The sequence below is a fragment of the Kitasatospora sp. NPDC091335 genome (assembly GCF_044757205.1).
Taxonomy (GTDB): domain Bacteria; phylum Actinomycetota; class Actinomycetes; order Streptomycetales; family Streptomycetaceae; genus Kitasatospora.
Map to the genome: position 1 here is coordinate 114,695 of NZ_JBIVUM010000010.1, position 25,169 is coordinate 139,863.

The following is a 25,169-nucleotide window of genomic DNA, read 5'->3' on the forward strand; positions in this document are numbered from 1 at the left end:
ATTCTCGAACCGGCGTGCTAGCGCAGCGCCTGGAGGGAGACGTTACCGTACCGCAGCCTCACCCCCGGCCGGGCGGACGCACCGTCAGTGAGCGACCTCACCGACGGCACACACCACCGTCACGGGGTCGCCGCACCGGCGCCGGACGGTGCGCCGGACCCGCCCGGCGCCGACGGGGACCCCGAGCCAGGGGCGCTCGGCTTGGCCGCCGCCCGGTTGGCGTTGAACTCCGCCACGTTGCGTTGCTGCACGTCGAAGCTGTCGGTGAAACGGGTGTCCCCCGGCTTCACGGTGACGAAGTACAGCCAGTCCCCCGGCGTCGGGTCCAGCGCCGCCATGATCGCCTGCCGCCCCGGGTTGGAGATCGGGCTCGGCGGCAGCCCGGCGTGCAGGTAGGTGTTGTACGGGGAGTCGAGCCTGGTGTCGGTCACCGAGGTGTTCAGGGTCGAACGGCCGAGCGCGTAGTTGATGGTGGAGTCCAGTTGCAGGGGCATGCCCTTGGCCAGCCGGTTGTAGATCACCCTGGCGACCTTGCCCATGTCCTCGGTGTTGTCGGCCTCGCCCTGGACCATGCTGGCCACGGTGACCAGCCCGTACTCGCTCTGCCCGAGGTTCTGCGCGACCACGGTGGCGTCGTCCCGGCTGAACTCCTTCCCGGCCCGGTCCACCATCTGCTTCAGCAGGTCGAAGGCGGTGGTGCCCTCGGTGACGCTGTACGTCGCCGGGAACAGGTAGCCCTCGGGGCTGCCGTTGGTGAAGTCCGGCAGGCCGAGGTCCGCGCCCTGTTCCTGGGCGGTCTTCTGGGCGGTGCCCTCGGGCAGGTCCAGCTTCTTGTCGATGGCCGCGTAGATCTGGTAGCCGCGCCAGCCCTCGGGGATGGTCAGGCCGTTGGCGTTGGCCGGGTCGATCAGGATCGCCAGCGCCGCCGCGGCCGACATCTTCTGCCTGAGCGTGTACGTCCCCGGCTGGATCCGCCCGGCGGCCGCCGCGCTGCCCTTCGCGGCCCGGGTGAAGGCGAGCGAGCTGGCCACCACCCCGTTGCGCACCAGCGCGGACGCGATCTGGGCGAGGCCGGCGCCCTCCGGCACCGAGACCTGGACGCTGCCGGTGCCCTGCCCGGCGAAGTCGGCGGCGACCGGGGGTTTGCGCTGCGACTGGACCCAGGTGTACCCGGTCAGCCCGATCCCGCCGAAGACCGCGATCAGCGCCAGCGCGGTGAGCCCGCAGGCCAGCCCGTTACGCCGTCGGTGCGGATCGGGCGCATCGAAGCGCGGACGGGGCGCGCCCGGCGGGCGGCCCTCCGGTTCCAGCACCGGCGCACCCAGGTGCCCGGGCGTGAGCCCCGGATGAAAGTCCTGGTCGGTCATGGCTCGCGTCCCCTCGGCGGTCCCAGAGCGTTCAGGATCGACGCGAATCAATCCAAAACGGACATGGAAACGAACGAAAAAGGGGTCCGTGCGGACGCGTCCGCACGGACCCCTCTTCGGGACGTTAGATCAGACCGGTCAGCCGGCCGTCTCGACGCTCTCACCGGGCGGGCGTCCGCTCACCCGTTCGGACTCAAGGGCGGTCTGGAGGATCACCACCGCGGCGGCCTGGTCGACCACCGAGCGGCCCTTCTTCGCCTTGACCCCCGACGCGCGCAGCCCGTGGGTCGCGGTGACGGTCGACATCCGCTCGTCGACCAGCCGCACCGGCACCGGGTAGAGCCGGTTGGCCAGCCGCGCCGCGTACGCCCTGACCTTCTCCGCCGCCGGGCCCTCCTTGCCGCTGAGCGAGCGCGGCAGCCCGACGATCACCTCCATCGCGCCGTACTCGTCGACGATGGCGGCGATCCTGGCCTGCGACTTCACTCCGGCCGGGACGGTCTCCACGGGCGTGGCGAGCACCCCGTCGGGGTCGCAGGACGCGACCCCGATCCGGGCGTCCCCGACGTCGACGGCGATCCGCCGCCCCCGCCGGAAGGGCCTCTCCTCCTGCTCCATCAGCTGGCGCGCTCCGCGACCAGGCCGCGCACCGCGGCGATGGCCTCGCCGACCGCGGCCGCGTCGGAGCCGCCGCCCTGGGCGACGTCGTCCTTGCCGCCACCGCCGCCGCCGAGGGTCTTGGCGGCGACCCGGACCAGCTCGCCGGCCTTGATGCCGCGGCCGCGGGCGTCCTCGTTGGTGGCGATCACGGTCAGCGGACGGTCGTTCGCCACGGTGAAGGCGGCGACCACGGCCGGGCGCGCGCCGAGGCGGCCGCGCACGTCCAGGACCAGCTTGCGCAGCTCGTCCGCGCCCACGCCGTCGGCGACCTGCGCGGCGACCACGGCGATGCCGTGCACGTCCTCGGCCGAGTCGGCCAGGCCCGCCGCGGCGGCCAGCACCTTCTCGGCGCGGAAGCGCTCGATCTCCTTCTCGGCGTCCTTGAGCTTGGCGAGCATGCCGGAGATCTTCTCCGGCAGCTCCTCCGGACGGCCCTTGACCAGCTCGGTGAGCTGGGCGACCACGGTGTGCTCACGGGCCAGGAAGTTGTACGCGTCGGTGCCGACCAGCGCCTCGACGCGGCGCACGCCGGAGCCGATCGACGACTCGCCGAGCAGCTTCACCAGGCCCAGCTGGGCGGTGTTGCCGACGTGGGTGCCGCCGCACAGCTCCTTGGAGAAGTCGCCGATGGTGACGACCCGCACCTCGTCGCCGTACTTCTCGCCGAACATCGCGATGGCGCCGGCCTTGCGGGCCTGGTCCATCGTCATGACCTCGGCGCTGACCTCCAGCTCGCGGCCCAGCACGTCGTTGATCTTCTGCTCCACGTCGGTCAGCACGCTGCCGGGCACGGCGGCGGGCGAGCCGAAGTCGAAGCGGAAGCGGCCGGGGGCGTTCTCGGAGCCGGCCTGGGCGGCCGTCGGGCCGAGCGCGTCACGCAGCGCCTGGTGGGTCAGGTGGGTGGCCGAGTGGGCGCGGGCGATCGCCCGGCGGCGCTCGGTGTCGATCGTGGCGTACGCCGAGGCGCCCAGCACGACCTCGCCGAACAGCACCCCGCCGGAGTGCACGACGACACCGGGGACGGGCTTCTGCACGTCGCGGATCTCCACCACCGCGCCGGACTCCAGCCGGATCCGGCCCTGGTCGGCGAGCTGGCCGCCGCCCTCGGCGTAGAACGGGGTCCGGTCGAGGATGATCTCGACCTCGTCCCCCTCGGAGGCGGCCGGCGACGGGACGCCGTTCACCAGCAGGCCGACCACGGTGGCCTCGCCCTCGGTGAGGGTGTAGCCGGTGAAGACGCTGGCGCCGGACCTGTCGGCGACCTCGCGGTACGCCGCGACGTCGGCGTGGCCCATCTTCTTGGCCTTGGCGTCCGCCTTGGCGCGGTCCCGCTGCTCCTGCATCAGCCGGCGGAAGCCCGCCTCGTCCACCTGGAGGCCCTGCTCCTCGGCCATCTCCAGGGTGAGGTCGATCGGGAAGCCGTAGGTGTCGTGCAGCTTGAACGCCTGCTCGCCGGAGAGCACCGCGCCGCCGGACTGCTTGGTCTCGGTGACCGCGACGTCCAGCAGGTTGGTGCCGGCCTTCAGGGTCTGGAGGAAGGCCGCCTCCTCGCCGACGACGACCGTCTCGACGCGCTTGCGGTCGGACTCCAGCTCCGGGTACTGCGGGGCCATCGCCTTGATCGCGACGTCGATGAGTTCCTTGGCCACCGGCTCGGTGGCGCCCAGCAGCCGCATGTTGCGGATGGCACGGCGCAGGATGCGGCGCAGCACGTAGCCGCGGCCCTCGTTGCCCGGGGAGACGCCGTCGCCCACCAGCATCAGCGCGGTGCGGATGTGGTCGGTGACCACGCGCAGCGAGACGTCCGACTTGTGGTCGGCACCGTAGGCGTGGCCGGTGAGCTCGGCGGCGCGGTCGAGGATCATCCGGCTGGTGTCGATCTCGAAGAGGTTGTCGACGTCCTGGAGGATGGCGGCGAGACGCTCCAGGCCGAGGCCGGTGTCGATGTTCTTGCTCGGCAGGTCGCCGAGGATCTCGAAGCCGTCCTTGCCGTCGCCGTGGCCGCGCTCGTACTGCATGAAGACCAGGTTCCAGATCTCCAGGTAGCGCTCGCCGTTGACGGCCGGGCCGCCCTCCTCGCCGTACGCGGGGCCGCGGTCGTAGTTGATCTCCGAGCACGGGCCGCACGGGCCGGGGACGCCCATCGACCAGAAGTTGTCCTTCATGCCCAGGCGCTGGATGCGCTCGGAGGGGACGCCGATGACGTCACGCCAGATCTGCTCGGCCTCGTCGTCGTCCTTGTAGACGGTGATCCAGAGCTTCTCCTTCTCCAGGCCGTAGCCGCCGTCCGCGACGGGAGAGGTGAGCAGCTCCCAGGCGAACTTGATGGCTCCTTCCTTGAAGTAGTCACCGAAGGAGAAGTTGCCGCACATCTGGAAGAAGGAGCCGTGCCGGGTGGTCTTCCCGACCTCCTCGATGTCCAGCGTGCGCACGCACTTCTGGACGCTGGTGGCGCGCGAGAACTGCGGCTTGACCTCGCCCAGGAAGTAGGGCTTGAACGGCACCATGCCGGCGTTGACGAGCAGCAGGGTGGGGTCGTCGGCGACCAGGGACGCCGACGGAACGACGGTGTGGCCGCGCTCCTCGAAGAAGCGCAGCCAGCGGCGGCGGATCTCAGCCGACTCCATTAGTGGTCCTTCCGGTTCGGGATGCCGCCCCGCGGCGGCAGCGCGCGGCGGGGCGTTTCTTCAGTGGTCTCGGGGGTGGTGCGGGCGCCGTCGGATCCGGCGCGGGTACGGGACGGAGGCAGGGCGGCGGCCGGGCGACCGGGCACCGCCGGGATAGCTCGGTACCGCTCCGCCGAGGGGGGCAGCGCGGAGCGCCGCCCGTGCGGGGCGGCGGGCAACGGGCGGGAGCCGCGGGGCTCCGTCACGGCGGTGCCGTGCAGCCCGAGGTCGTCCTTCAGCTGCTCCTCGCGCTCGGCCATGCCGGCCTTCACGTCCTGGGCGAACTGCTTGGCCAGGTCGCCCAGGTGCAGCGCACCGCGGGCGGCGGTGCCGGAGAGGCTGTCCGGGGTGAGCCGGTGCACGGCCTCGTTGGCCTTGTTCATGGCCCAGACGGTGGCGCCGGCGCCGACCGCCATCCAGAAGATGCGTCGCACCATGCCGTCAGCCCCTCACCGCGCGCCGGACCCGGGAGAACAGGCCGCTCCTGGGCGCGGTCGCGGCGCGCACCTCGGCCCGGATCAGCCGGGCCAGCTCCTCGCGCTCGCCGGCCTGCCCGGGCACCGACGACAGACCGCCCTGCTGCCGGGCGACGGCCTTGCGCACGCCGTAGCTGAAGGCGGCGACCTTCACCAGCGGTCCGCCCAGGGTGGCGGCCACGGTGGAGGAGAGCGCGTTGGCGTTGGCGGCGGCGTCCTGCACGTTGGCGGTGATCTCGTCGACCCGCTCCAGCTGCTCGTTGGCGCTGCGCACCGCGGCGCCCGCGTCGGTCAGCAGCGGGACGGCCTGCTCGGTGACCGCGGAGACCAGGACGGTGGCCTCCTTGAGCACCCGCGAGAGGCGGACCAGCACCACGGCGAGCAGGGTGACCAGGACCGCCCAGAACACGGCGACGAGCAATCCGGCCAGCTCTCCCACGGACACCTTTGCGCGCTCCCTCGCCTTGCTGTTCTCCAGGGGAACCCTATCGCGCCCGGGCCCGGTTTCCGGACCGGGTTGTTTCCCGGCGATCCGGTCGGGTGTGCGATCCGCGCGCGTAACCTACCGGCCGGTCACCTCGTTCTGCCGTGCAGGCCGTCGCCCGTACGGCCCGACGCACGCCCGGACCGCGACGGTCCGGCCTGGAAGCACGGGGAGCAGCCCTTGGCCGGGGACCGGAGAGCACGGGCGGGCGAGCCCGCGGCGGGGCCGCCCGAGCCGGAGCCGGGACGGCTGCCGGCCGAGGTGACCGGGTTCGTCGGGCGGCAGGACGAGCTGGCCGAACTGGCCGGCCTGCTGGCCTCGGCCCGGCTGGTGACCGTCACCGGGCCCGGCGGCGTGGGCAAGAGCCGGCTCGCCCTGCGCGCGGCGGTGCTGGCGGCCGGCCCGTTCCCGGACGGCGCCTGGCTGGTGGACGTGACCCCGGTGCAGGACTCGCTGCTGCTCGGCCACGCCGTCCTGGAGGCGCTGCGCCTGGCCGAAGGCACCGCCCGTCCGCCGCTGGACGTCCTGGCCGAGCGGCTGGAGGGCCGGCGCCTGCTGCTGGTCCTGGACGGCTGCGAGCACCTGGTGGAGGCCTGCGCCGAGCTGGCCGACGCGCTGCTGCGGGCGCTGCCGGGCCTGCGGCTGCTGGCCACCAGCCGCACCGCCCTGCGGGCCTCGGGCGAGCACCTGCTGGCCCTGGCCCCGCTGCCGGTCGGCCCCGGGCCTGCCTGCCCGGCGCGGCCGGGCGCGCTGCCGGACGCGGTGCGGCTGTTCGCCGAGCGGGCCAGGGCGGTGCTGCCGGCCTTCGAGGTCACGGAGGCCAACGCGGAGGCGGTCACCCAGCTCTGCCGCCGGCTGGACGGCCTCCCGCTGGCCGTGGAGCTGGCCGCGGGCCGGCTGCGCGCGCTCTCGGTGGAGCAGATCACGGCCCGGTTGGACGACCGCTTCCGGCTGCTCACCGGCGGCTCCAGGACGGCCCTGCCGAGGCACCGGGCACTGCGCACGACGATCGGCTGGAGCCATGAGCTGTGCACCGTGCAGGAACGTTTACTCTGGGCCCGCCTGTCGGCCTTCGTCGGCGGTTTCGACCTGGAGGCCGCCGAGTACGTCTGCGCCGGCGAGGGCATCGAGCCCGAGGAGGTCCTCGACCTGCTCGACGAGCTGGTCGCCGGGTCCGTGGTGCTGCGCGAGGACGGCCCCTTCGGCGTGCGCTTCCGGCTGCTGGACACCCTGCGCGAGTACGGCGGCCAGTGGCTGCGCGCCGCGGGCGAGGAGCAGCGGCTGCTGCGCCGCCACCGGGACTGGTACCTGGGCCTGGCCACCTGGGGCGAGGTCGAGTGGTTCGGCCCCCGCCAGGCCGAGACCGCCGAGCGCACCGGACTCGCCCACACCAACCTCCGCGCGGCACTGGAGTTCTGCCTCGCCGAGCCCGGCGAGGAGCAGATCGCCCTGCTGCTGGCCGGCACGCTCTGGTTCTACTGGGTCGGCTGCGGCCACCTCGGCGAGGGCCGGCACTGGCTGGACCGCGCGCTCGCCCTGGACCGCGAGCCCACCGAGGCCAGGGCCAGGGCGCTCTGGGTGACCGGGTACCTGGCCACCCTCCAGGGCGACCTCGGCAGCGCCCGCCCGGCGCTGGAGGAGTGCCGCCGCCAGGCCCTGGACACCGGCGACGACCGGGCACTGGCCCACGCCGTCCACCGCCAGGGCTGCGTCGCCCTGGTCGGCGACGACCCCGACCGGGCCGCCGAGCTGTTCGAGGAGGCGCTCTGGCACTACCGGACCATCGGCGAGCTCAACAGCAACGTGGTGATGGCCATGCTGGAGCTGGGCCTGGCCTACCTGTTCCAGGGCGACCTGGACAGCGCCGAACTCTGGTTCGGCCAGGCCAGGGAGCTGTGCGAGGAGCACGGCGAGCAGTGGGCCTACGCGTACGCGCTCTACGCCACGGCGTACTCGCACTGGCTGGACGGCGCCGTGCAGCCCGCCCGGATGCTGGCCAGGGAGTGCGTCCGGCTGAACCACCTCTTCCACGACCTGCTGGGCATCGTGCTGGGCATCGACCTGCTGGCGCTGCTGGAGACCGAGCCGAGCGGCCCCGGCGATGCCGGCGACCTGCGCGAGGCCCGGCTGCTGCAGGGGGCCGCGCACCGGATCTGGCGCGCGGTCGGCAACCCGTTCCTGGGCTCGCGGAACTTCTTCGGCCCGCACCAGGAGTGCGCCGAGCGGGCCAGGGCCGGGCTGACCACCGAGGAGTTCGAGACGTGCTACGAGGCCGGCGCCCTGCTGGACCTGGACGCGGCGGTCACCCGGGCGCTCGACGGCGGGGGCCCGGCGGACGGCCGGGAGCTGACGGCGGGGCCCCGCTCGGTGCCGCCGGCTCCGACGTCCGCGACGGCCCGGAATAGTTGAAACTTGCCGATTGCTTGAGCAGGCAAGGATCCACCCCGGAAGGAGCACCATGGCCGTCCACAACGCCGCTGACGAGTACCGCATGGCGAAGTTCTACTTCGATTCCAAGGCGTACGCCGACGCGGCCCGCATGCTCGAAGGCGTGCTGGCCGAAGAGCCGGCCAACCTCTCCGTCCGGCTGCTGCTGGCCCGCAGCTACTACCACTCCGCCCAGCTGCGCCGCGCCGAGTCCGAGCTGCTCCGCGTCCTGGAGGCCGACCCGGCCGAGGACTACGCCCGGCTGATGCTCGGCCGCGTCCTGGAGCGCCAGGGCCGCGCCGAGGAGGCCCGCCCGCACCTGCGACTGGCCGCCGCGATGACCGGCGAGAGCCGGTAGCGGCGCACCGGACCGAACGGAAAAGGGGCGAGCCCCCGCCGCCTCGAAGGGCGACGGGGGCTCGCTGGTGGTCTCGCGAAGAGCGAAGCCGGGTCAGCGCGAGTAGTACTCGACGACCAGCTGCTCGTCACAGATCACCGGGACCTCCTTGCGCTGCGGCGCACGGTCCAGGCGGAAGGCCAGGGCCTTCAGGTTGACCTCGAGGTACTTCGGGGTCTGGCCCTCACCCGCGTAGCCACCCTCGCGGGCGACCTGGAAGGGGACCTTCTCCTTGCTGCGCTCGCGGACGGTGACCACGAAGCCCGGCTTCATCTGGTACGACGGCTTGTTGACCTTGCCGCCGTTGACCTCGATGTGGCCGTGGACGACCATCTGACGGGCCTGGTAGATGGTGCGGGCGATGCCCGAACGCAGCACCAGCGAGTCCAGACGGGTCTCCAGCTCGGCGACGAGCGCCTCACCGGTCTTGCCCTCGGCCTTCTTCGCGCGGTCGAACGCGCGCGCCATCTGCTTCTCGCTCAGGTCGTACTGGGCGCGCAGACGCTGCTTCTCGAGCAGACGGACCTTGTAGTCCGAGTTCTGCTTGCGGCCACGGCCGTGCTGGCCGGGCGGGTACGGGCGGGCCTCGAAGTACTTGACGGACTTCGGGGTCAGCGGCACACCGAGGGCACGCGCGATCTTGACCTTGGGACGCTTCTGGTTCGCCATGAACCAAACCTTCCTTGCTTACGGATACGGCTTCACCAGGTGTTGACGGAGGTCGCATGTCGCGACCCGGAGAAAACCCCGCCGCCTGCGCGATGGGATCAGCCGCTCTCCGGAGCCGGGCACGGAAGTGCTGGTCACACGGGCCGGCCCAGGATCCTGGGCAGCCCGCGACACCGAAAACGGTGCGCGACGCTCCTGGTGCGGGCCTCCCTGGGGAGGCCTACGGCCGGTGCCCCGCTGGTGCGGCCGGTCGGTGGGGTCTCCCCCGCCGCCGTCCCGGGACATGGCACTCCGACCGAGTATACCGGTGGATCACTCGCCCTTTTCCCCGGGCTTCGCCTCGGCCGTCCCGTCCGGCTTCTCCGGCTTCCGCTCGGCCTTCTTCTCCACCCGGCGCTCGCCCCGCAGCCGGCCGCGCGTCCACTCCACCACGTCCGCGTACCTGGCCTCGCCGCCGCGCCTGGTCGGCTGGTAGTACTCCCTGCCGTGCACCGTGTCCGGCGCGTACTGCTGGGCGGCGATGCCCTCCGGCAGGTCGTGCGGGTACCGGTAGCCCTTGCCGTGGCCGAGCTTGCCGGCGCCGCCGTAGTGGGCGTCCCGCAGGTGCGCGGGGACCGCGCCGGCCAGGCCCTGCCGGACGTCCGCCAGCGCCGCGTCGATCGCCAGGTAGGCGGCGTTGGACTTGGGCGCCAGGGCCAGCGCGATGGCCGCCTGGGAGAGGATGATCCGGGCCTCGGGGAAGCCGATCAGGGCCACCGCCTGGGCCGCCGCCACCGCCGTCTGGAGGGCCGTCGGGTCCGCCAGGCCGACGTCCTCGCTGGCCGAGATCATCAGCCGGCGGGCGATGAAGCGCGGGTCCTCCCCCGCCTCGATCATCCGCGCCAGGTAGTGCAGGGTGGCGTCCACGTCGCTGCCGCGGATCGACTTGATCAGCGCGCTGGCCACGTCGTAGTGCTGGTCGCCGTCCTTGTCGTAGCGCACCGCCGCCTGGTTGACGGCCGTCTCGGTGGTGGCCAGCGTGATGCCGGGCTCGCCCTTCTCCAGCGCCGCCCCGGCCGCCGCCTCCAGCGTGGTGAGCGCCCGCCGGGCGTCCCCGCCGGCCAGCCGCACCAGGTGGTCCTCGGCCTCCGCGGTCAGCTCCAGCGCGCCCTCCAGACCGCGCTCGTCGGCCACCGCACGGCGCAGCAGCGCGCGGATGTCCTCGTCGGTGAGCGACTCCAGGGTGAGCAGCAGCGAGCGGGACAGCAGCGGGGAGATCACCGAGAAGTACGGGTTCTCGGTGGTCGCCGCGATCAGGGTGACCCAGCGGTTCTCCACGGCCGGCAGCAGCGAGTCCTGCTGGGCCTTGGAGAAACGGTGGATCTCGTCCAGGAAGAGCACCGTCTCCCGGCCCGACATCCCGACCGCCCGCCGGGCGCCGTCGATCACCGCCCGGACCTCCTTGACCCCTGCGGTGATCGCGGACAGCTCCACGAAGCGGCCCTCGACCGCCTGGCTGATCACGTGCGCCAGGGTGGTCTTGCCGGTGCCGGGCGGCCCCCAGAGGATCACCGAGCTGGTCGCCGCCGGGCCGCGCGAGCCCGCGACCAGCCGGCGCAGCGGCGAGCCCTGCTTCAGCAGCTGCCGCTGCCCGGCCACCTCGTCCAGGGTGCGCGGGCGCATCCGTACGGCCAGGGGCGCCCGGCCCGGCTCCCTGGTCTGGAGTTCCTCGGCTGCGGCGGTGAAGAGGTCCGGTTCGTCCACACCGGAAGCCTATGCGAGGGCCACGACAGCCCGGTTCGCTACGCCAGGCCGGCGGCGTGGTCGGGGACGTACCGCTGGAGGTCGCGCGGGGGACGCTGGTAGCCGTGCGACTCGGGGCGGGGCGGCAGCTCGATCTGCGGGGCCTTGATCTCGTGGTACGACACGGTGGACAGCAGGTGGGCGATCATGTTGATCCTGGCCCGGCGCTTGTCGTCGCTCTCCACCACGTGCCAGGGCGAGTCCGGGGTGTCCGTGTGGATGAACATCTCGTCCTTGGCCCGCGAGTAGTCCTCCCAGCGGGTGATCGACTCGACGTCCATCGGGGAGAGCTTCCAGCGCTTCATCGGGTCCTCCAGCCGCCCCCGGAAGCGCCGCTCCTGCTCCGTGTCGCTCACCGAGAACCAGTACTTGCGCAGCAGGGTGCCGGACTCGCTCAGCATCCGCTCGAAGGTCGGGCACTGGTGCAGGAACTGCCAGTACTCCTCGTCGCTGCAGAAGCCCATCACGCGCTCGACGCCGGCGCGGTTGTACCAGCTGCGGTCGAACAGCACGATCTCCCCCGCGGCCGGCAGGTGCTCGACGTACCGCTGGAAGTACCACTGGGTCTTCTGCCGCTCGGTCGGCGTGGGCAGCGCCGCGACCCTGGCGATGCGGGGGTTCAGGTACTCCGTGACCCGCTTGATCGCCCCGCCCTTGCCGGCGGCGTCGCGGCCCTCGAAGACCACCACCAGCCTGGCACCCTCGACCCGCACCCACTCCTGGAGCTTCACCAGCTCCTGCTGGAGCCGCAGCAGCTCCCGCTCGTACGGCTTCCTCGCCAGCTTCTCCGGCTTCTCGGTCCGCTGCTGCCTCGTCACCCTCGGGTCCTCCGTCCGGCTGAATGCTGATGAGCACTCACCGTAGGCGCCGACGGCCGAATCCGCAGATCGGCGTGGCCGTGGCGACCGGGGCCGGTCTTGTGGACCGGCCCTGGGGAGAGGCCCCCGAGGAAGAGGCGCCCGGGGTTTTCCCAGGACGCGCCTCAGACCGAGACGAAGGGCTCGGGGTAGCGGCAGAGCCCGCGCGGGCCGCCGTCGTACGCCGTCAGCGGCAGCGCCTGGAAGTAGGCCTCCGGCACCTCGAACGGGCCGGTGACCTCGTGCCGTCCGGCCGGCGCGAAGCCGAACCGCTCGTAGTACTCCGGATCTCCGAGGACGACCACGAGCTTCTCGCCCGCGTCCTCGGCCGCCTCCAGCACGGCCCGGACGACCAGCTCGCCGACGCCGCGGCGCTGCCACTCGGGCGCCACCGCGACCGGCGCGAGCGCCAGCGCCTTGCCGTCGCCGACCCGCAGCCGGGTCAGCAGCGCGTGCCCGATCACCAGACCGGTGCCGTCCGTGGCGACCACGGACAGCCCGGGCAGCCAGGCGGGGTCGCGGCGCAGCGCGTCCACCAGGTCCGCCTCGTCAGGACCGGGGAACGCGGCCATGTGGACGCGTCTGGTCGCCGGGGCGTCCTCCGGACATTCGACTCTCGTTGTGACCTGCATGAGTCAACCCTCCCTGTGTCACACACCGTTGTGGACCGGCCCCGGACGGCGGGTGAGCCGTCCGGGGCCGTTGCAGGTTAGCGGATGACGCGGCGTCAGGCCTTGGGCTGCGCCTCGGGCTTGACGTCCTCGCGAACCTTGGGCTTGGCGTCCACGCCGGCCTCGCGGCGCTGCGCCGGGGTGATCGGGGTCGGGGCACCGGTCAGCGGGTCGCCACCGGTGGACGTCTTCGGGAAGGCGATGACGTCGCGGATGGTGTCGTACCCGCCCAGCAGCGTGACGATGCGGTCCAGGCCGAAGGCGACACCGCCGTGCGGCGGCGGGCCGTAGTTGAAGGCGTCCAGCAGGAAGCCGAACTGCGAGGCCGCCTCCTCCTCGGAGAGGCCGATCGCGTCGAACGCCCGCTTCTGCACGTCGCGCTGGTGGATACGGATCGAACCGCCGCCCAGCTCCGAGCCGTTCAGGACCAGGTCGTAGGCGTTGGAGAGGGCCGAGCCCGGGTCGGTGTCGAAGGTGGCCAGCGACTCCGCGGTCGGGGCGGTGAACGGGTGGTGCACCGCGTGCCAGCCCTGGAACTGGCCCTTGTCGTCCTCGATCGGCTCGAACATCGGGAAGTCGACCACCCAGAGGAAGGCCCACTTCGACTCGTCGATCAGCTCGCAGCGGCGGCCGATCTCCAGTCGGGCGGCGCCGAGCAGCTCCTGCGAGGGGCGCTCCTTGCCGGCCGCGAAGAAGACCGCGTCGCCGTTCTTGGCACCCGCGGCGGCGGCGAGGCCGGCCAGGTGCTCCGCGGAGAGGTTCTTGGCGACCGGGCCGCGCAGCTCGCCGGTCTCGGCGTCGATGAGGACGTACGCCAGGCCCTTGGCGCCGCGCGCCTTGGCCCAGTCCTGCCAGGCGTCCAGCTGCTTGCGCGGCTGCGAGGCGCCGCCGGGCATGACCACGGCGCCGACGTACGGGGCCTGGAAGACGCGGAACCCGGTGCCCTTGAAGTACTCGGTCAGGTCGGTGAGTTCCTGGCCGAAGCGGACGTCCGGCTTGTCCGAGCCGTAGCGGCCCATGGCGTCCGCGTAGGTCATCCGCGGCAGCGGGTTCGGGATCTCGTAGCCGTGCACCTCGCGCCAGACGGAGCCGACGATCTTCTCGCCGAGGGCCAGGACGTCCTCCTGGTCGACGAACGAGGCCTCGATGTCCAGCTGGGTGAACTCCGGCTGCCGGTCGGCGCGGAAGTCCTCGTCGCGGAAGCAACGGGCGATCTGGTAGTAGCGCTCCATGCCGGCCACCATCAGCAGCTGCTTGAACAGCTGGGGCGACTGCGGCAGGGCGTACCAGTGGCCGGGCTGGAGGCGGACCGGGACGAGGAAGTCGCGGGCGCCCTCGGGGGTGGAGCGGGTGAGGTACGGCGTCTCGATGTCGAGGTAGTCGTTCTCCTCCATCACCCGGCGGATGATGTTGTTGACCTTGGAGCGCAGGCGCAGGCCCTTGGCCGGGCCCTCGCGGCGCAGGTCCAGGTAGCGGTAGCGCAGCCGGACCTCCTCGTTGACCGTGCCCGGCTCGTACTCGGCGACCGGGAAGGGCAGCGGGGCGGCCTCGGAGAGCACCTCGATCGCGCTGACGACGACCTCGACCGCGCCGGTCGGGATGTCCGGGTTCTCGTTGCCCTCGGGGCGGACCCGGACGTCGCCGACGACCTTGACGCAGTACTCGGCGCGCAGGCCGTGGACCGAGTCGAGGTCGCGGACCACGATCTGCACGGTGCCGGAGGCGTCGCGCAGGTCGATGAAGGCGACGCCGCCGTGGTCGCGGCGGCGGGCGACCCAGCCGGCCAGGGTGACGGTGGTGCCTGCGTGCTCCGGGCGGAGCGTGCCCGCGTCGTGCGTGCGGATCACAGCTGCTTCTCCTTCAGGGTGGTGACGAGTGCGTCGAGGGCGACGGGGGACTGCTCGCCGGTGGTGAGGTCCTTGAGCTGGACGACGCCTTCGGCGAGGTCCCGGTCCCCGGCGATCAGGGCGAAGCGGGCGCCGGACCGGTCGGCGGACTTCATGGCGTTCTTGATGCTCTTGACGCCGAAGGCGAGGTCGGTGGCCACGCCGGCCCGGCGCAGCTCGACCACCTTGGCGAACAGGACGTTCTTGGCCTCCTCGCCGAGCGCGACGGCGTAGACGGAGGTGGCGGCCGGCAGGTCGAGGGTGACGCCCTCGGCCTCCAGCGCGAGGAAGGTGCGGTCCACGCCGAGCGCCCAGCCGACGGACGGCAGTTCCGGGCCGCCGATCATCTCGGACAGGCCGTCGTAGCGGCCGCCGCCGCCGATCGCGGACTGCGCGCCCAGGCCGTTGTGCACGAACTCGAAGGTGGTGCGGGTGTAGTAGTCCAGGCCGCGCACCAGCTTGGGGTCGTCCACGAAGGCCACGCCCGCCGCGGTGAGCAGCTCGCGGACCTTCTCGTCGTACGCCTTGCAGTCCTCGCACAGGTAGTCGCGCAGCATCGGCGCGCCGACCAGCTGGGCCTGCACCGACTCGCGCTTGTCGTCGAGGACGCGCAGCGGGTTGATCCCGGCGCGGCGGCGGGTCTCCTCGTCCAGGTCCAGCCCGGAGAGGAACTCGATCAGCGCGGCACGGTAGACCGGGCGGCACTGCCGGTCGCCCAGGCTGTTGAGCAGCAGCGAGTAGTCGCTCAGGCCCAGCGAGCGGAAGGCGTCGTCGGCCAGGATGATCAGCTCGGCGTCCAGCGCCGGGTCCTCCGCGCCGATCGCCTCCGCGCCGACCTGCGAGAACTGGCGGTAGCGGCCCTTCTGCGCGCGCTCGTAGCGGTAGTACGAGCCGGAGTACCAGAGCTTGACCGGCAGGTTGCCCTGCTTGTGCAGGTTGGCCTGGAGCGCGGCGCGCAGCACCGAGGCGGTGCCCTCGGGGCGCAGCGCGAGCTCGTCGCCGCCCTTGGTGGTGAGGTTGTACATCTCCTTGGTGACGATGTCGGTGGACTCGCCGACGCCGCGGGAGAACAGCTTCACGTCCTCGAAGACCGGGGTCTCGACGTAGCCGTAGCCGGCCCGGCGGGCGGGCGCGGCGATGCGCTCGCGGATCGCCAGGAAGGTCGCGGAGCTGGGGGGCAGCAGGTCGTAGGTGCCCTTGGGGGCGGTGAAGGTGCTCAACTTCTCTTCCGTCACATTCCTCGTCGCGGGAAAGCCGGGGCGCCGGCCGCCCCCGCTGCCTGTCGGAGGTAGGGGTTGGTGGCGCGCTCGCGGCCGATGGTGGTCTGACCGCCGTGGCCGGAGAGGACCACGGTGGAGTCGTCGAGGGGCAGGCACACCCGGGCCAGCGAGTCCATGATCGCTCCGCTGTCCCCGCCCGGGAGGTCGGTACGCCCGATGGAGCCGGCGAACAGCAGGTCGCCCGAGAACAGCACCGGGGGGAGGTCCTCGGCACCGGGCGTCCGGAAGGTCACCGACCCCTTGGTATGGCCCGGGGCGTGGTCCACGGTGAGGCTCAGGCCGGCCAGCTCCAGCACGCTGCCGTCGGTCAGCTCGCGCACGTCGTCGGGCTCACCGACGGTGAGCTCGCCCATCAGCTGGGTGCCCAGGGAGCGGCCGAGCGCCTTCTCCGGGTCGGACATCATGTACCGGTCCTCGGGGTGGATCCAGGCCGGGACGCCGCGGGCGCCGCAGACCGGGACCACCGAGGCCACGTGGTCGATGTGGCCGTGGGTGAGCAGCACGGCGACGGGCTTCAGCCGGTGCTCGCGGAGCAGTTCCTCGACGCCGTGCGCCGCCTGGTGGCCCGGATCGACGATGATGCACTCCTCGCCCGCCGCGGGAGCGACCAGGTAGCAGTTGGTGCCCCAGGCTCCAGCGGGGAATCCGGCGATGAACACGCGCGTCCTTCGGGTGTGCGGCGGTCGGCTGCGGCGCCTACCAGTGGTGATGCGGCCAGTGATGATTCAGGTGCAGCCTACCGGCGCTCCGGGTCCGGTTGCGAACCAGACAAGGGTGGCGGAGCGGCGCCGCCTGACAGGTTCACCGCGTTCTTACAGGCCCGGTCCCTACACTTGGCCGCCGAGGGATGCGATGATCCGCTCCGGAATCCGTCCACTTTTCCCGCACATGCGTAGGAGACACGGCCCGTGGTCAGCAGCGAACAGCGGCGGCGGCAGCTCGCCCGCGACAAGTACGAGCGCCAGATGGAACGCCGGGTCGCGGCCGCGGCCGCGCGCAAGCGCCGCAACACGATCCTGGGCGCCTCGCTCGCCGTGGTGGTGCTGGCCGGCGGCGGCACGCTGATCGCCACCGGCGCGTTCAGCTCGGACGACAAGGGCGACAAGAAGGCCTCGGCCGCGAACACCCCCCAGGCGGCGCCGACCTCCACCGACGAGCCCACCACCCCGACCCGCAAGCCGGTCGAGGGCTGCGCCGCCCCGGCGCCGGGCGCGCCCAACGGCAAGCAGTGGCAGGCCGAGCCGGCCATGACGATCGACCCGAGCGGTTCGTACGCCATGACGCTGGACACCAACTGCGGCAAGGTGACGGTGGCGCTGGACGCTGCCAAGGCCCCGCACACCGTGAACTCCTTCGCCTTCCTGGCCGGCGAGCAGTACTTCGACCACACCAAGTGCCACCGGCTCACCACCGACGGCATCTTCGTGCTCCAGTGCGGCGACCCGACCGCCAGCGCGACCGTCCCCGGCGGCACCGGCGGCCCCGGCTACAAGTTCGCGGACGAGAACCTGACCGGCGCCACCTACCCGGCCGGCACCGTGGCGATGGCCAACTCCGGCGCCGGCACCAACGGGAGTCAGTTCTTCCTGGTCTACAAGGACACCAAGCTGCCGCCGAACTACACCCCGTTCGGCAAGATCACCGGCGGTCTGGACGTGGTGCAGAAGATCGCCGCCGCGGGCACCCTGGAGGGCGCCCCTGACGGCCACCCGATGGCCGACGTCACCTTCAACTCCGTTACGGTGGCGAAGGGTTGACCGACCCCGGGGTCGTCCGTGAGCGGCCGGCGCGCCGCCCCGGCACGGCCCCGGCCCGAAATCGCCCGGCCCGGATGCGGACAGCACCGGTCCCGGTCGCCTATGTTGGCGTTGTATAGGGTGCCCGGACCCGCCTAGCCGTCACCCTCGGCAGCAAGGCACGGCGGACGGGGACGGCGGACTCTTTCGGTCCGTCGCACATCAACTGTGGACGACGGACGCGCGCCGCCCCGGCGCGGGCGCGACGTCATGTGGAGGACGCGCTATGAGCAGCGACCCGTGGGGCCGTGTGGACGAGCAGGGCACGGTCTACGTCAGGACGGCCGACGGTGAACGCGTCGTCGGTTCCTGGCAGGCCGGCTCGCCCGAGGAGGCCCTCGCCTACTTCGAGCGCAAGTACCAGGGCATCGAGGTGGAGATCGGCCTGCTGGAGAAGCGGGTGCGCACCACCGACCTGGCCGCCAAGGACGCCCAGGCCGCGCTGGAGCACCTGCGCGCCCAGGTGGTCGAGGGGCACGCGGTCGGTGACCTGGAGTCCCTGGCCAAGCGGCTGGACACGCTCACCGGCGAGATCGAGAGCCGGCGTGAGGAGCGCAAGGCCGCCCGCGCCAAGGCCCAGGACGAGGCCCGCTCGGCCAAGGAAGCCCTGGTCACCGAGGCCGAGCAGCTCGCCGAGTCCACCCAGTGGCGGGAGGCCGGGGACCGGCTGCGCGCCCTGGTGGACACCTGGAAGGGCCTGCCGCGGCTGGACCGCAAGAGCGACGACGAACTGTGGCACCGCTTCTCGCACGCCCGCTCGGTCTTCTCCAAGCACCGCAAGGCGCACTTCGCCACCCTGGACGCCGAGCGCGAGAAGGCCCGGCAGACCAAGGAGTCGCTGGTCACCGAGGCCGAGGCGCTGTCCTCGTCCACGGACTGGGGCAGCACCGCGGCCGCCTACCGCGACCTGATGGCGCGCTGGAAGGCCGCCGGCCGGGCCCAGCGGGACATCGAGGACGAGCTGTGGGCGCGGTTCCGCGGTGCCCAGGACGTCTTCTTCCAGGCCCGCTCCGCGGTGTTCAGCGAGCGGGACGCCGAGCAGGTGGAGAACCAGAAGCTCAAGGAGGCGCTGGCCGCCGAGGCCGAGGCGATCCTGCCGTTCACCGACCTCAAGGCCGCCAAGGCCGCGCTGCGCGAGGTCAACGAGCGCTGGGAGGCGATCGGGCACGTGCCGCGCGAGGTCCGTCCGAAGCTGGACGGCCGGCTGAACACGGTCGAGCGGGCCATCCGCGAGGCCGAGGACGCCGAGTGGAAGCGCTCGAACCCGGAGGCCAAGGCCCGCGCGGCCGGCATGGTGGGCCTGTTCGAGGCGAAGGCCGACAAGATCCAGGCCGACCTGGACAAGGCCCGCGCGGCCGGCAACGCCTCCAGGATCGCCAAGCTGGAGTCCGAGCTGTCCGGTGTGCGGACGCTGCTGGAGCAGGCGCAGAGGAGCCAGGAGGAGTTCAGCGGCTGATCGCCTCGGCGCGCTGGACGACGAAGGCCCCCGGGAGCGATCCCGGGGGCCTTTCGCGCGTACCCGTCGCGGGCGGAGAGCCCGGCTACTTGCGGGCGGAGGTGACCCGGTAGACGTCGTACACGCCCTCGACGCCGCGCACCGCCTTGAGCACGTGGCCGAGGTGCTTCGGGTCGCCCATCTCGAAGGTGAAGCGGCTCATCGCCACCCGGTCCCTGGAGGTCTGCACCGCCGCCGACAGGATGTTGACGTGCTGGTCGGAGAGCACCCGGGTGACGTCCGAGAGCAGCCTGGAGCGGTCCAGCGCCTCGACCTGGATGGCCACCAGGAAGACCGAGGACTGGGTGGCCGCCCACTCGACGTCGATCATCCGCTCCGGCTGCTGGTTCAGCGCCTCCACGTTGACGCAGTCGGCGCGGTGCACCGAGACGCCGTTGCCGCGGGTCACGAAGCCGACGATCGGGTCGCCCGGCACCGGGGTGCAGCAGCGGGAGAGCTTGACCCAGACGTCCTCGACGCCCTTGACGATCACGCCGGGGTCGCCCTTGGCCCGGCGGCGCACCGCGCGGCGGTTGTCGTGGGTCGGGGTGGCGGTCTCCGCCAGGTCCTCGGTCGCGCCCTCCTCGCCGCCGAGCGCCTGGACCAGCTTCTGCACGATGTTCGGCGCGGCGACGTGGCCCTCGCCGATCGCCGCGTAGAGCGAGGAGATGTCGGGGTAGCGCATCTCGTGGGCCAGGGTGACCAGCGAGTCGCCGGTCAGGATCCGCTGGATCGGCAGGCCCTGCTTGCGCATCGCCCGGACGATCGCCTCCTTGCCGTGCTCGATCGCCTCCTCGCGGCGCTCCTTGGAGAACCAGGCGCGGATCTTGTTGCGGGCGCGGGGTGACTTGACGAAGCCCAGCCAGTCCCTGGACGGTCCCGCGTTCTCCGCCTTGGAGGTGAAGACCTCGACGGTGTCGCCGTTCTCCAGGGTCGACTCCAGCGGCACCAGCCGCCCGTTGACCCTGGCGCCTATCGTCCGGTAGCCGACCTCGGTGTGCACCGCGAAGGCGAAGTCGACCGGGGTCGCCCCGGCCGGCAGGGCTATCACGTCGCCCTTGGGGGTGAAGACGAAGACCTCGTTGCTGGCCAGGTCGAAGCGGAGCGACTCCAGGAACTCGCCCGGGTCCGCGGTCTCCTTCTGCCAGTCCAGCAGCTGCCGCAGCCAGGCCATCTCGTTGACGGCGCCGGCCTTGTCGTCCTTGCGGACCTGGGTCGGGGTGTCGGTGCGGACCTTGGAGGCCCCGGCGACAGCGCGCTGCTTGTACTTCCAGTGCGCGGCGATGCCGTACTCGGCCCGCCGGTGCATGTCGAAGGTGCGGATCTGGAGCTCGACCGGCTTGCCCCCGGGGCCGATCACCGTGGTGTGCAGCGACTGGTACATGTTGAACTTGGGCATCGCGATGTAGTCCTTGAACCGCCCCGGCACCGGGTTCCACCGCGCGTGGATGGTGCCCAGCGCCGCGTAGCAGTCGCGGACGGTGTCGACCAGGACCCGGATGCCCACCAGGTCGTAGATCTCGGCGAAGTCCCGGCCCCGGACGATCATCTTCTGGTAGACCGAGTAGTAGTGCTTCGGCCGGCCGGTGACGGAGGCGGTGATCCGGGCGCCCCGCAGGTCCGCCTGGACCTGGTCGATGACGGTCGCCAGGTACTCGTCCCGCTTGGGGGCGCGCTCGGCGACCAGCCGGACGATCTCGTCGTACATCTTGGGGTAGAGGATCGCGAAGGCGAGGTCCTCCAGCTCCCACTTGATGGTGTTCATGCCCAGCCGGTGCGCCAGCGGGGCGTAGATCTCCAGCGTCTCGCGGGCCTTCTTCTCCTGCTTCTCCCGCTTGAGGTAGCGCATCGTGCGCATGTTGTGCAGCCGGTCGGCCAGCTTGATCACCAGGACCCGCGGGTCCTTGGCCATCGCCACGACCATCTTGCGGACGGTCTCGGCCTGCGCGGCCTCGCCGAACTTGACCCGGTCCAGCTTGGTGACGCCGTCCACCAGCAGGGCCACCGAGTCGCCGAAGTCCTTGCGCAGGGTCTCCAGGCCGTAGTCGGTGTCCTCCACGGTGTCGTGCAGCAGCCCGGCCATCAGCGTCGCGGCGTCCATGCCGAGCTCGGCCAGGATCGTCGCGACGGCCAGCGGGTGGGTGATGTACGGGTCGCCGCTCTTGCGCTTCTGCCCGCGGTGCCACTTCTCGGCCACCGCGTAGGCGCGCTCGATGTCCCGCAGCAGCGCCGGGTCGGCCTTGGGGTCGTTGGCCCGGATCGAGCGGAACAGCGGCTCCAGGACGGGGTTGAGCACGCTGGTGCGCTGGCCGCCGAGGCGGGCCAGCCGTGCCCGCATGCCGCCGGTGGAGCCGCGGCCGGAGGGGCCGAGCGAACGCGAGGAGGTCGGCGCCGGGCGTACCGGGGTGGCCCCCGAGGGCGTGGGACGGTCTTCGGGGGCGGCCGCTGGGGCCGTGGGCACAACCTCGTCGGGCAAGGACAACTCCTGGGGCACCGGGGCCGGCCCCTGCCGAGACCCGAACGGTCGGGTACAACCGGGAGGGGATGAATCTTCATGGTACCGAGCCGGGCGCCCCGGTGTTCATCCGGCCGGGCCAGGAAACGGGAGGACGGCGGTCGGATGTTCCGACCGCCGTCCTCCCGACAGGTCCCTCAGACCGTGACCAGCGTCTCCAGCGGAGCGCCGTCGAGGTGCCCGGCCAGCCGCTCGCGGCCGTCCAGGAAGCCCAGCTCCATCAGCACCACGACGCCCGCCAGCTCGGCCCCGGCCTCCTTCACCAGGTCCAGCGAGGCACCGATGGTGCCGCCGGTGGCCAGCACGTCGTCCACCACCAGCACCCGCTCACCGGGCGCGAAGGCGTCGCACTGCACCTCCAGCGTCGCCGAGCCGTACTCCAGCTCGTACGAGCGCCGGAACACCTCGCCGGGCAGCTTGCCCTGCTTGCGGATCGGCACGAAGCCGAGCCCGGCCGCGAAGGCCGCCGGGGCCGCCAGCACGAAGCCGCGCGCCTCCAGGCCCACCACCTTGGTCGCACCGAGTTCCTTCGCCCGGTCCGCCAGCGCCCTGGTGAGGGCGCCGAAGGCCTCGGCGTCGGCGAGCAGCGGCGCGATGTCCTTGAACAGCACGCCCGGCTTCGGGTAGTCCCGGACGTCCCGGATCCGGCTGTTCAGCAGCTCGGCCAGTGCGGTGTCGGCGGTGGTCACGGTGGTGTCCTTCACGGTCTGGTGGTGCCTCGCGGTCGTGGTCGGGCTCAGCGCTTGGTGGACGGACGGCCCTTGGCACGCGTGCCGGCCGAGCCGCGCTGTCCGACCATACCCGCGGGCTGCTCCTCGCCCGTCAGGTCCTCGTCCGCCCCGGTGGCGGCCTCGGCCTTGGCGGCCGCGGCCCGGTGCTGGAGGACCCGCTTGCGCAGCGCCTTCATCTCCGGCTGCTCCTCCTTGAGCTGCGCCAGCAGCGGGGTGGCGACGCAGATCGAGGAGTAGGCACCGGCCGCGAGACCGATGAACAGCGCGAGCGAGATGTCGTTCAGGGTGCCGGCGCCCAGGAAGCCGCCGCCGATGAACAGCAGCGCGGCGACCGGCAGCAGCGCCACCACGGTGGTGTTGAGCGAGCGCACCAGGGTCTGGTTGAGGCCCGCGTTGGCGGCCTCGCTGTAGGTGCGCCGGTTCTGCTTGGTGAGGTCCTTGGTGTTCTCCTTCACGGTGTCGAAGACGACGACCGTGTCGTAGAGCGAGTACCCGAGGATGGTCAGGAAGCCGATCACCGTACCCGGGGTGACCTCGAAGCCCACCAGGGCGTACACCCCGATGGTGATCAGGAGGTCGTGGATGAGGGCGACCAGGGCGGACACCGCCATCCGCCACTCGAAGGCGATCGCCAGGTAGACCGTCACCAGGACCATGAAGACGATCAGACCGGTGAGCGCCTTCTGGGAGATCTGCTTGCCCCAGCTGGGGCCGATCACCTGGGCCTCGACGGTGTCCAGCGGCACGCCGAGCTTCTGCGAGAGCTCGGAGCGGATCTGGTCCGAGCTCTTCGTCTCCTCGGTGCTGACCTGGATGCGGATCTTGCCGTTGTCGGTCGACTGCACCAGCGGGTGCGAGGCGACGACCCCGTCAGCGGTGTCCTGCGCCTGGGAGACCGTCAGGCCGGGCTTGGACACGGTGTAGACCGAGCCGCCCTTGAACTCGATGCCCAGGTGCAGGCCCATGGCCAGACCGATCGCCGCGACCAGGACGATCACGCCGGAGATGGAGTACCAGAGCTTGCGGCGTCCGACGAAGTCGAAGCTGACTTCACCCTGGTAGAGCCGGTGACCCAGGTTGGAGAAGCGTGACACGGTGTCAGGCCTCCTTCACGGCGGAAGAGGAGGGGCTACGGCGACGGCTGCTGCGCAGCGGCGGGCGGGCGCCCAGCCGCTTCGGGTCCAGACCGGACCACGGGTGGCCTTCCAGGAAGAACTTCCGGCGGGCCAGCAGCGTGATCATCGGCTTGGTGAAGAGGAAGATCACCACGACGTCGAGCGCCGTGGTCAGACCCAGGGTGAACGCGAAGCCCTGGACCTTGCCGACCGAGACCACGTAGAGCACGGCGGCACAGAGGAAGGACACGAAGTCCGAGACCAGGATGGTGCGCCGGGCGCGCGGCCAGGCCCGCTGGACCGCCGGGCGCAGCGGGGCGCCCTCGCGGACCTCGTCGCGGATGCGCTCGAAGTACACGATGAAGGAGTCGGCGGTGATGCCGATCGCGACGATCGCACCGCAGACCGCCGGCAGGTTCAGCGCGAAGCCGATCGCGTTGCCGAGCAGGCTCATGATCGAGTAGGTCAGGGCCGCCGAGACGAGCAGACCGGCGATCGAGACCAGGCCGAGGCCGCGGTAGTAGATCAGCGAGTAGGCGACCACCAGCACCATGCCGATCAGGCCGGCGACCAGGCCGGCCTTGAGCTGGTCGCTGCCGAGCGCTGGGGAGACGGTGGTGATGTCGCTCTTGCTGAACTCCAGCGGCAGCGCGCCGTAGCCCAGCACGTTGGCGAGGTCCTGCGCCTCGGCCTGCTTGAACTGGCCGGTGATGACCGCGCTGCCGCCCGGGATCGGTCCGTTGACCTGCGGGTGGGAGACGACCTGGTTGTCCAGCACGATGGCGAACTGGTTGGTCGGCGGGGCCTGGCTGGCCAGCTGGCCGGTGACCTTGGAGAAGGCGTCGGTGCCGGCACCGTTGAACTGGAGCTGGACCTGCCAGCCGGCGCCGGTCTGGGTGTCGATGCCGGCCTGGGCCTTCTCGACGTCCGAGCCCTTCACGGCCACGGGGCCGAGGGCGAGCTTCTCGTAGTAGCCCTTCTCGTCCTTCTGGGAGCAGGCGACGACGGCCTTGTCATCGGCGCCGGTCTGGGCGGCGCGGACCTCGGGCTTGGAGCAGTCCAGGGCGGCGAACGCGGCGGTGAGCTCGGGCGGCACGGTGCCCTGGGTCATCGCGGCGGTGAGGTCGGCGGCGCTCGGCGGGGTGGCCGGGGCCGTCGGGGCCGCGCTGCCGGGGGCGGACGGCGCGGCGCTCGCGGCGGCGGACGGGCTGGAGCCCTCGGCGGCCAGCGCCTCGCTCTCGGCGCGGCCCTGCTTGGTGGCGCTCGCGGACGGGGTACCGGTCGTGGCGCCGGCGGACGGGGTCGCCGCGGGGGTGCCGGTGGCGCCGGCGGACGGGGTGCCGGTGGGCTCCGGAGCGGTGACGCCGCTGGGCGCCACGGCCAGGACCGGACGGAAGAACAGCTTCGCGGTGGTACCGACCTGGTCCGCCGCGTTCTGCCGGTCGCCGCCCTTGGGGATGTTCACGATGATCGTGTCCGAGCCCTGGGTCTGGACCTCCGCCTCCGAGACACCCATCCCGTTGACGCGACGCTCGATGATCCCGACGGCGGTGTCCATGTTGGACTTGCTGAGCGCCTTGGGATCGGTCGACTTCGCGGTCAGCGTGATGCTGGTGCCACCGGCGAGGTCGATCCCGAGCCGGGGCTTGGTGGTGCCCGTCCCGAACATGAGGGCGACCAGTCCGACGGTGACGACCAGGATGAGGGCCAGCGCCCGCCCTGGGTAGCCGTCGCGCGGGCGCGACTTGGGTGTTGCCACCTTGCTCGTTTCTCCCTGTCCATGCCACTTCCCCGGCCGTACCCCCGGCCTGCGCATGGCAGGACGGGGGTACGGCGGTTGTGCGGCCCTGAGATCCTGTGGGCTCGCGGCACTGCGCCGCGCGGCCGGGCGGGTT

At 72.0% G+C, this 25,169-nt stretch carries 20 protein-coding genes; 4 read left to right on the forward strand and 16 right to left on the reverse strand.

Annotated features, from left to right (window positions below; translation table 11 throughout):
• Positions 1 to 119: 119 nt before the first annotated feature.
• The 5 genes from mltG to ACIQOW_RS22010 all read right to left on the reverse strand — a co-directional run bounded on the left by mltG (position 120) and on the right by ACIQOW_RS22010 (position 5,614).
• Positions 120 to 1,367: an endolytic transglycosylase MltG gene (gene mltG, locus ACIQOW_RS21990; protein ID WP_401087460.1), complete on the reverse strand. Its 1,248-nt coding sequence runs from the start codon at positions 1,365 to 1,367 to the stop codon at positions 120 to 122.
• Positions 1,368 to 1,505: 138 nt separating this feature from the next.
• Positions 1,506 to 1,985, reverse strand: a complete 480-nt coding sequence (ruvX, locus tag ACIQOW_RS21995) for a Holliday junction resolvase RuvX (protein WP_401087462.1) — start codon at positions 1,983 to 1,985, stop codon at positions 1,506 to 1,508.
• Complete coding sequence (gene alaS, locus ACIQOW_RS22000; RefSeq protein WP_401087464.1) at positions 1,985 to 4,654, reverse strand: alanine--tRNA ligase; 2,670 nt, start codon at positions 4,652 to 4,654, stop codon at positions 1,985 to 1,987. The genes ruvX and alaS overlap by 1 nt, the downstream gene beginning before the upstream one ends.
• The gene (locus ACIQOW_RS22005; protein ID WP_401087466.1) at positions 4,654 to 5,130 is read right to left on the reverse strand and encodes a DUF6167 family protein; all 477 of its coding nucleotides are present in this window, start codon (positions 5,128 to 5,130) and stop codon (positions 4,654 to 4,656) included. Before ACIQOW_RS22005 ends, alaS begins: the two co-directional genes overlap by 1 nt.
• A gap of 4 nt (positions 5,131 to 5,134) precedes the next feature.
• Positions 5,135 to 5,614, reverse strand: coding sequence for a DUF948 domain-containing protein (locus ACIQOW_RS22010; RefSeq protein WP_188297207.1), 480 nt, complete (start codon positions 5,612 to 5,614; stop codon positions 5,135 to 5,137).
• 219 nt (positions 5,615 to 5,833) lie between these two features.
• Between ACIQOW_RS22010 and ACIQOW_RS22015 the strand changes: the two genes are divergently transcribed.
• On the forward strand, positions 5,834 to 8,062 hold the full coding sequence (locus tag ACIQOW_RS22015; RefSeq protein ID WP_401087468.1) for an ATP-binding protein: 2,229 nt from the start codon (positions 5,834 to 5,836) through the stop codon (positions 8,060 to 8,062).
• 49 nt (positions 8,063 to 8,111) lie between these two features.
• Positions 8,112 to 8,438, forward strand: coding sequence for a tetratricopeptide repeat protein (locus tag ACIQOW_RS22020; protein ID WP_401087470.1), 327 nt, complete (start codon positions 8,112 to 8,114; stop codon positions 8,436 to 8,438).
• A 93-nt stretch (positions 8,439 to 8,531) separates the two neighbouring features.
• On the opposite strand, the gene rpsD is transcribed toward ACIQOW_RS22020, so the two are convergent.
• The 7 genes from rpsD to ACIQOW_RS22055 all read right to left on the reverse strand — a co-directional run bounded on the left by rpsD (position 8,532) and on the right by ACIQOW_RS22055 (position 16,281).
• Positions 8,532 to 9,146 (reverse strand): 30S ribosomal protein S4, encoded by a 615-nt coding sequence (gene rpsD, locus ACIQOW_RS22025; protein WP_063346792.1) that lies wholly within the window; start codon positions 9,144 to 9,146, stop codon positions 8,532 to 8,534.
• Positions 9,147 to 9,458: 312 nt separating this feature from the next.
• Positions 9,459 to 10,889, reverse strand: a complete 1,431-nt coding sequence (locus ACIQOW_RS22030; RefSeq protein ID WP_401087472.1) for a replication-associated recombination protein A — start codon at positions 10,887 to 10,889, stop codon at positions 9,459 to 9,461.
• Between the two features lie 38 nt (positions 10,890 to 10,927).
• Positions 10,928 to 11,746 carry a polyphosphate kinase 2 gene (gene ppk2, locus ACIQOW_RS22035; RefSeq protein WP_401087474.1) on the reverse strand — a complete coding sequence of 273 codons (819 nt, stop codon included), beginning with the start codon at positions 11,744 to 11,746 and terminating at the stop codon, positions 10,928 to 10,930.
• 164 nt (positions 11,747 to 11,910) lie between these two features.
• The gene (locus ACIQOW_RS22040) at positions 11,911 to 12,417 is read right to left on the reverse strand and encodes a GNAT family N-acetyltransferase (protein WP_188296891.1); all 507 of its coding nucleotides are present in this window, start codon (positions 12,415 to 12,417) and stop codon (positions 11,911 to 11,913) included.
• Positions 12,418 to 12,512: 95 nt separating this feature from the next.
• Positions 12,513 to 14,303, reverse strand: a complete 1,791-nt coding sequence (aspS, locus tag ACIQOW_RS22045; protein ID WP_401087476.1) for an aspartate--tRNA ligase — start codon at positions 14,301 to 14,303, stop codon at positions 12,513 to 12,515.
• Entirely contained in the window at positions 14,300 to 15,562 is a 1,263-nt protein-coding gene (hisS, locus tag ACIQOW_RS22050) for a histidine--tRNA ligase (RefSeq protein WP_401087478.1), read from the reverse strand. The genes aspS and hisS overlap by 4 nt, the downstream gene beginning before the upstream one ends.
• Positions 15,563 to 15,573: 11 nt before the next feature.
• Positions 15,574 to 16,281 carry an MBL fold metallo-hydrolase gene (locus ACIQOW_RS22055; protein WP_188296894.1) on the reverse strand — a complete coding sequence of 236 codons (708 nt, stop codon included), beginning with the start codon at positions 16,279 to 16,281 and terminating at the stop codon, positions 15,574 to 15,576.
• Positions 16,282 to 16,530: 249 nt separating this feature from the next.
• On the opposite strand from ACIQOW_RS22055, the gene ACIQOW_RS22060 reads away from it, so the two are divergent.
• A complete protein-coding gene (locus ACIQOW_RS22060) occupies positions 16,531 to 17,379 on the forward strand; it encodes a peptidylprolyl isomerase (RefSeq protein ID WP_401087480.1) in 849 nt (282 codons plus the stop codon).
• 265 nt (positions 17,380 to 17,644) lie between these two features.
• A complete protein-coding gene (locus ACIQOW_RS22065) occupies positions 17,645 to 18,874 on the forward strand; it encodes a DUF349 domain-containing protein (protein WP_401087482.1) in 1,230 nt (409 codons plus the stop codon).
• Positions 18,875 to 18,959: 85 nt separating this feature from the next.
• Here ACIQOW_RS22065 and ACIQOW_RS22070 read toward each other — a convergent pair whose 3' ends face one another.
• The 4 genes from ACIQOW_RS22070 to secD all read right to left on the reverse strand — a co-directional run bounded on the left by ACIQOW_RS22070 (position 18,960) and on the right by secD (position 25,033).
• Positions 18,960 to 21,407 carry a RelA/SpoT family protein gene (locus tag ACIQOW_RS22070; protein ID WP_401087483.1) on the reverse strand — a complete coding sequence of 816 codons (2,448 nt, stop codon included), beginning with the start codon at positions 21,405 to 21,407 and terminating at the stop codon, positions 18,960 to 18,962.
• A 158-nt stretch (positions 21,408 to 21,565) separates the two neighbouring features.
• Positions 21,566 to 22,132 carry an adenine phosphoribosyltransferase gene (locus ACIQOW_RS22075; RefSeq protein WP_401087485.1) on the reverse strand — a complete coding sequence of 189 codons (567 nt, stop codon included), beginning with the start codon at positions 22,130 to 22,132 and terminating at the stop codon, positions 21,566 to 21,568.
• A 32-nt stretch (positions 22,133 to 22,164) separates the two neighbouring features.
• Positions 22,165 to 23,253 (reverse strand): protein translocase subunit SecF, encoded by a 1,089-nt coding sequence (gene secF, locus ACIQOW_RS22080; RefSeq protein WP_401087487.1) that lies wholly within the window; start codon positions 23,251 to 23,253, stop codon positions 22,165 to 22,167.
• Positions 23,254 to 23,257: 4 nt separating this feature from the next.
• Positions 23,258 to 25,033, reverse strand: coding sequence for a protein translocase subunit SecD (gene secD / locus ACIQOW_RS22085; RefSeq protein ID WP_401087489.1), 1,776 nt, complete (start codon positions 25,031 to 25,033; stop codon positions 23,258 to 23,260).
• Positions 25,034 to 25,169 lie beyond the last annotated feature (136 nt).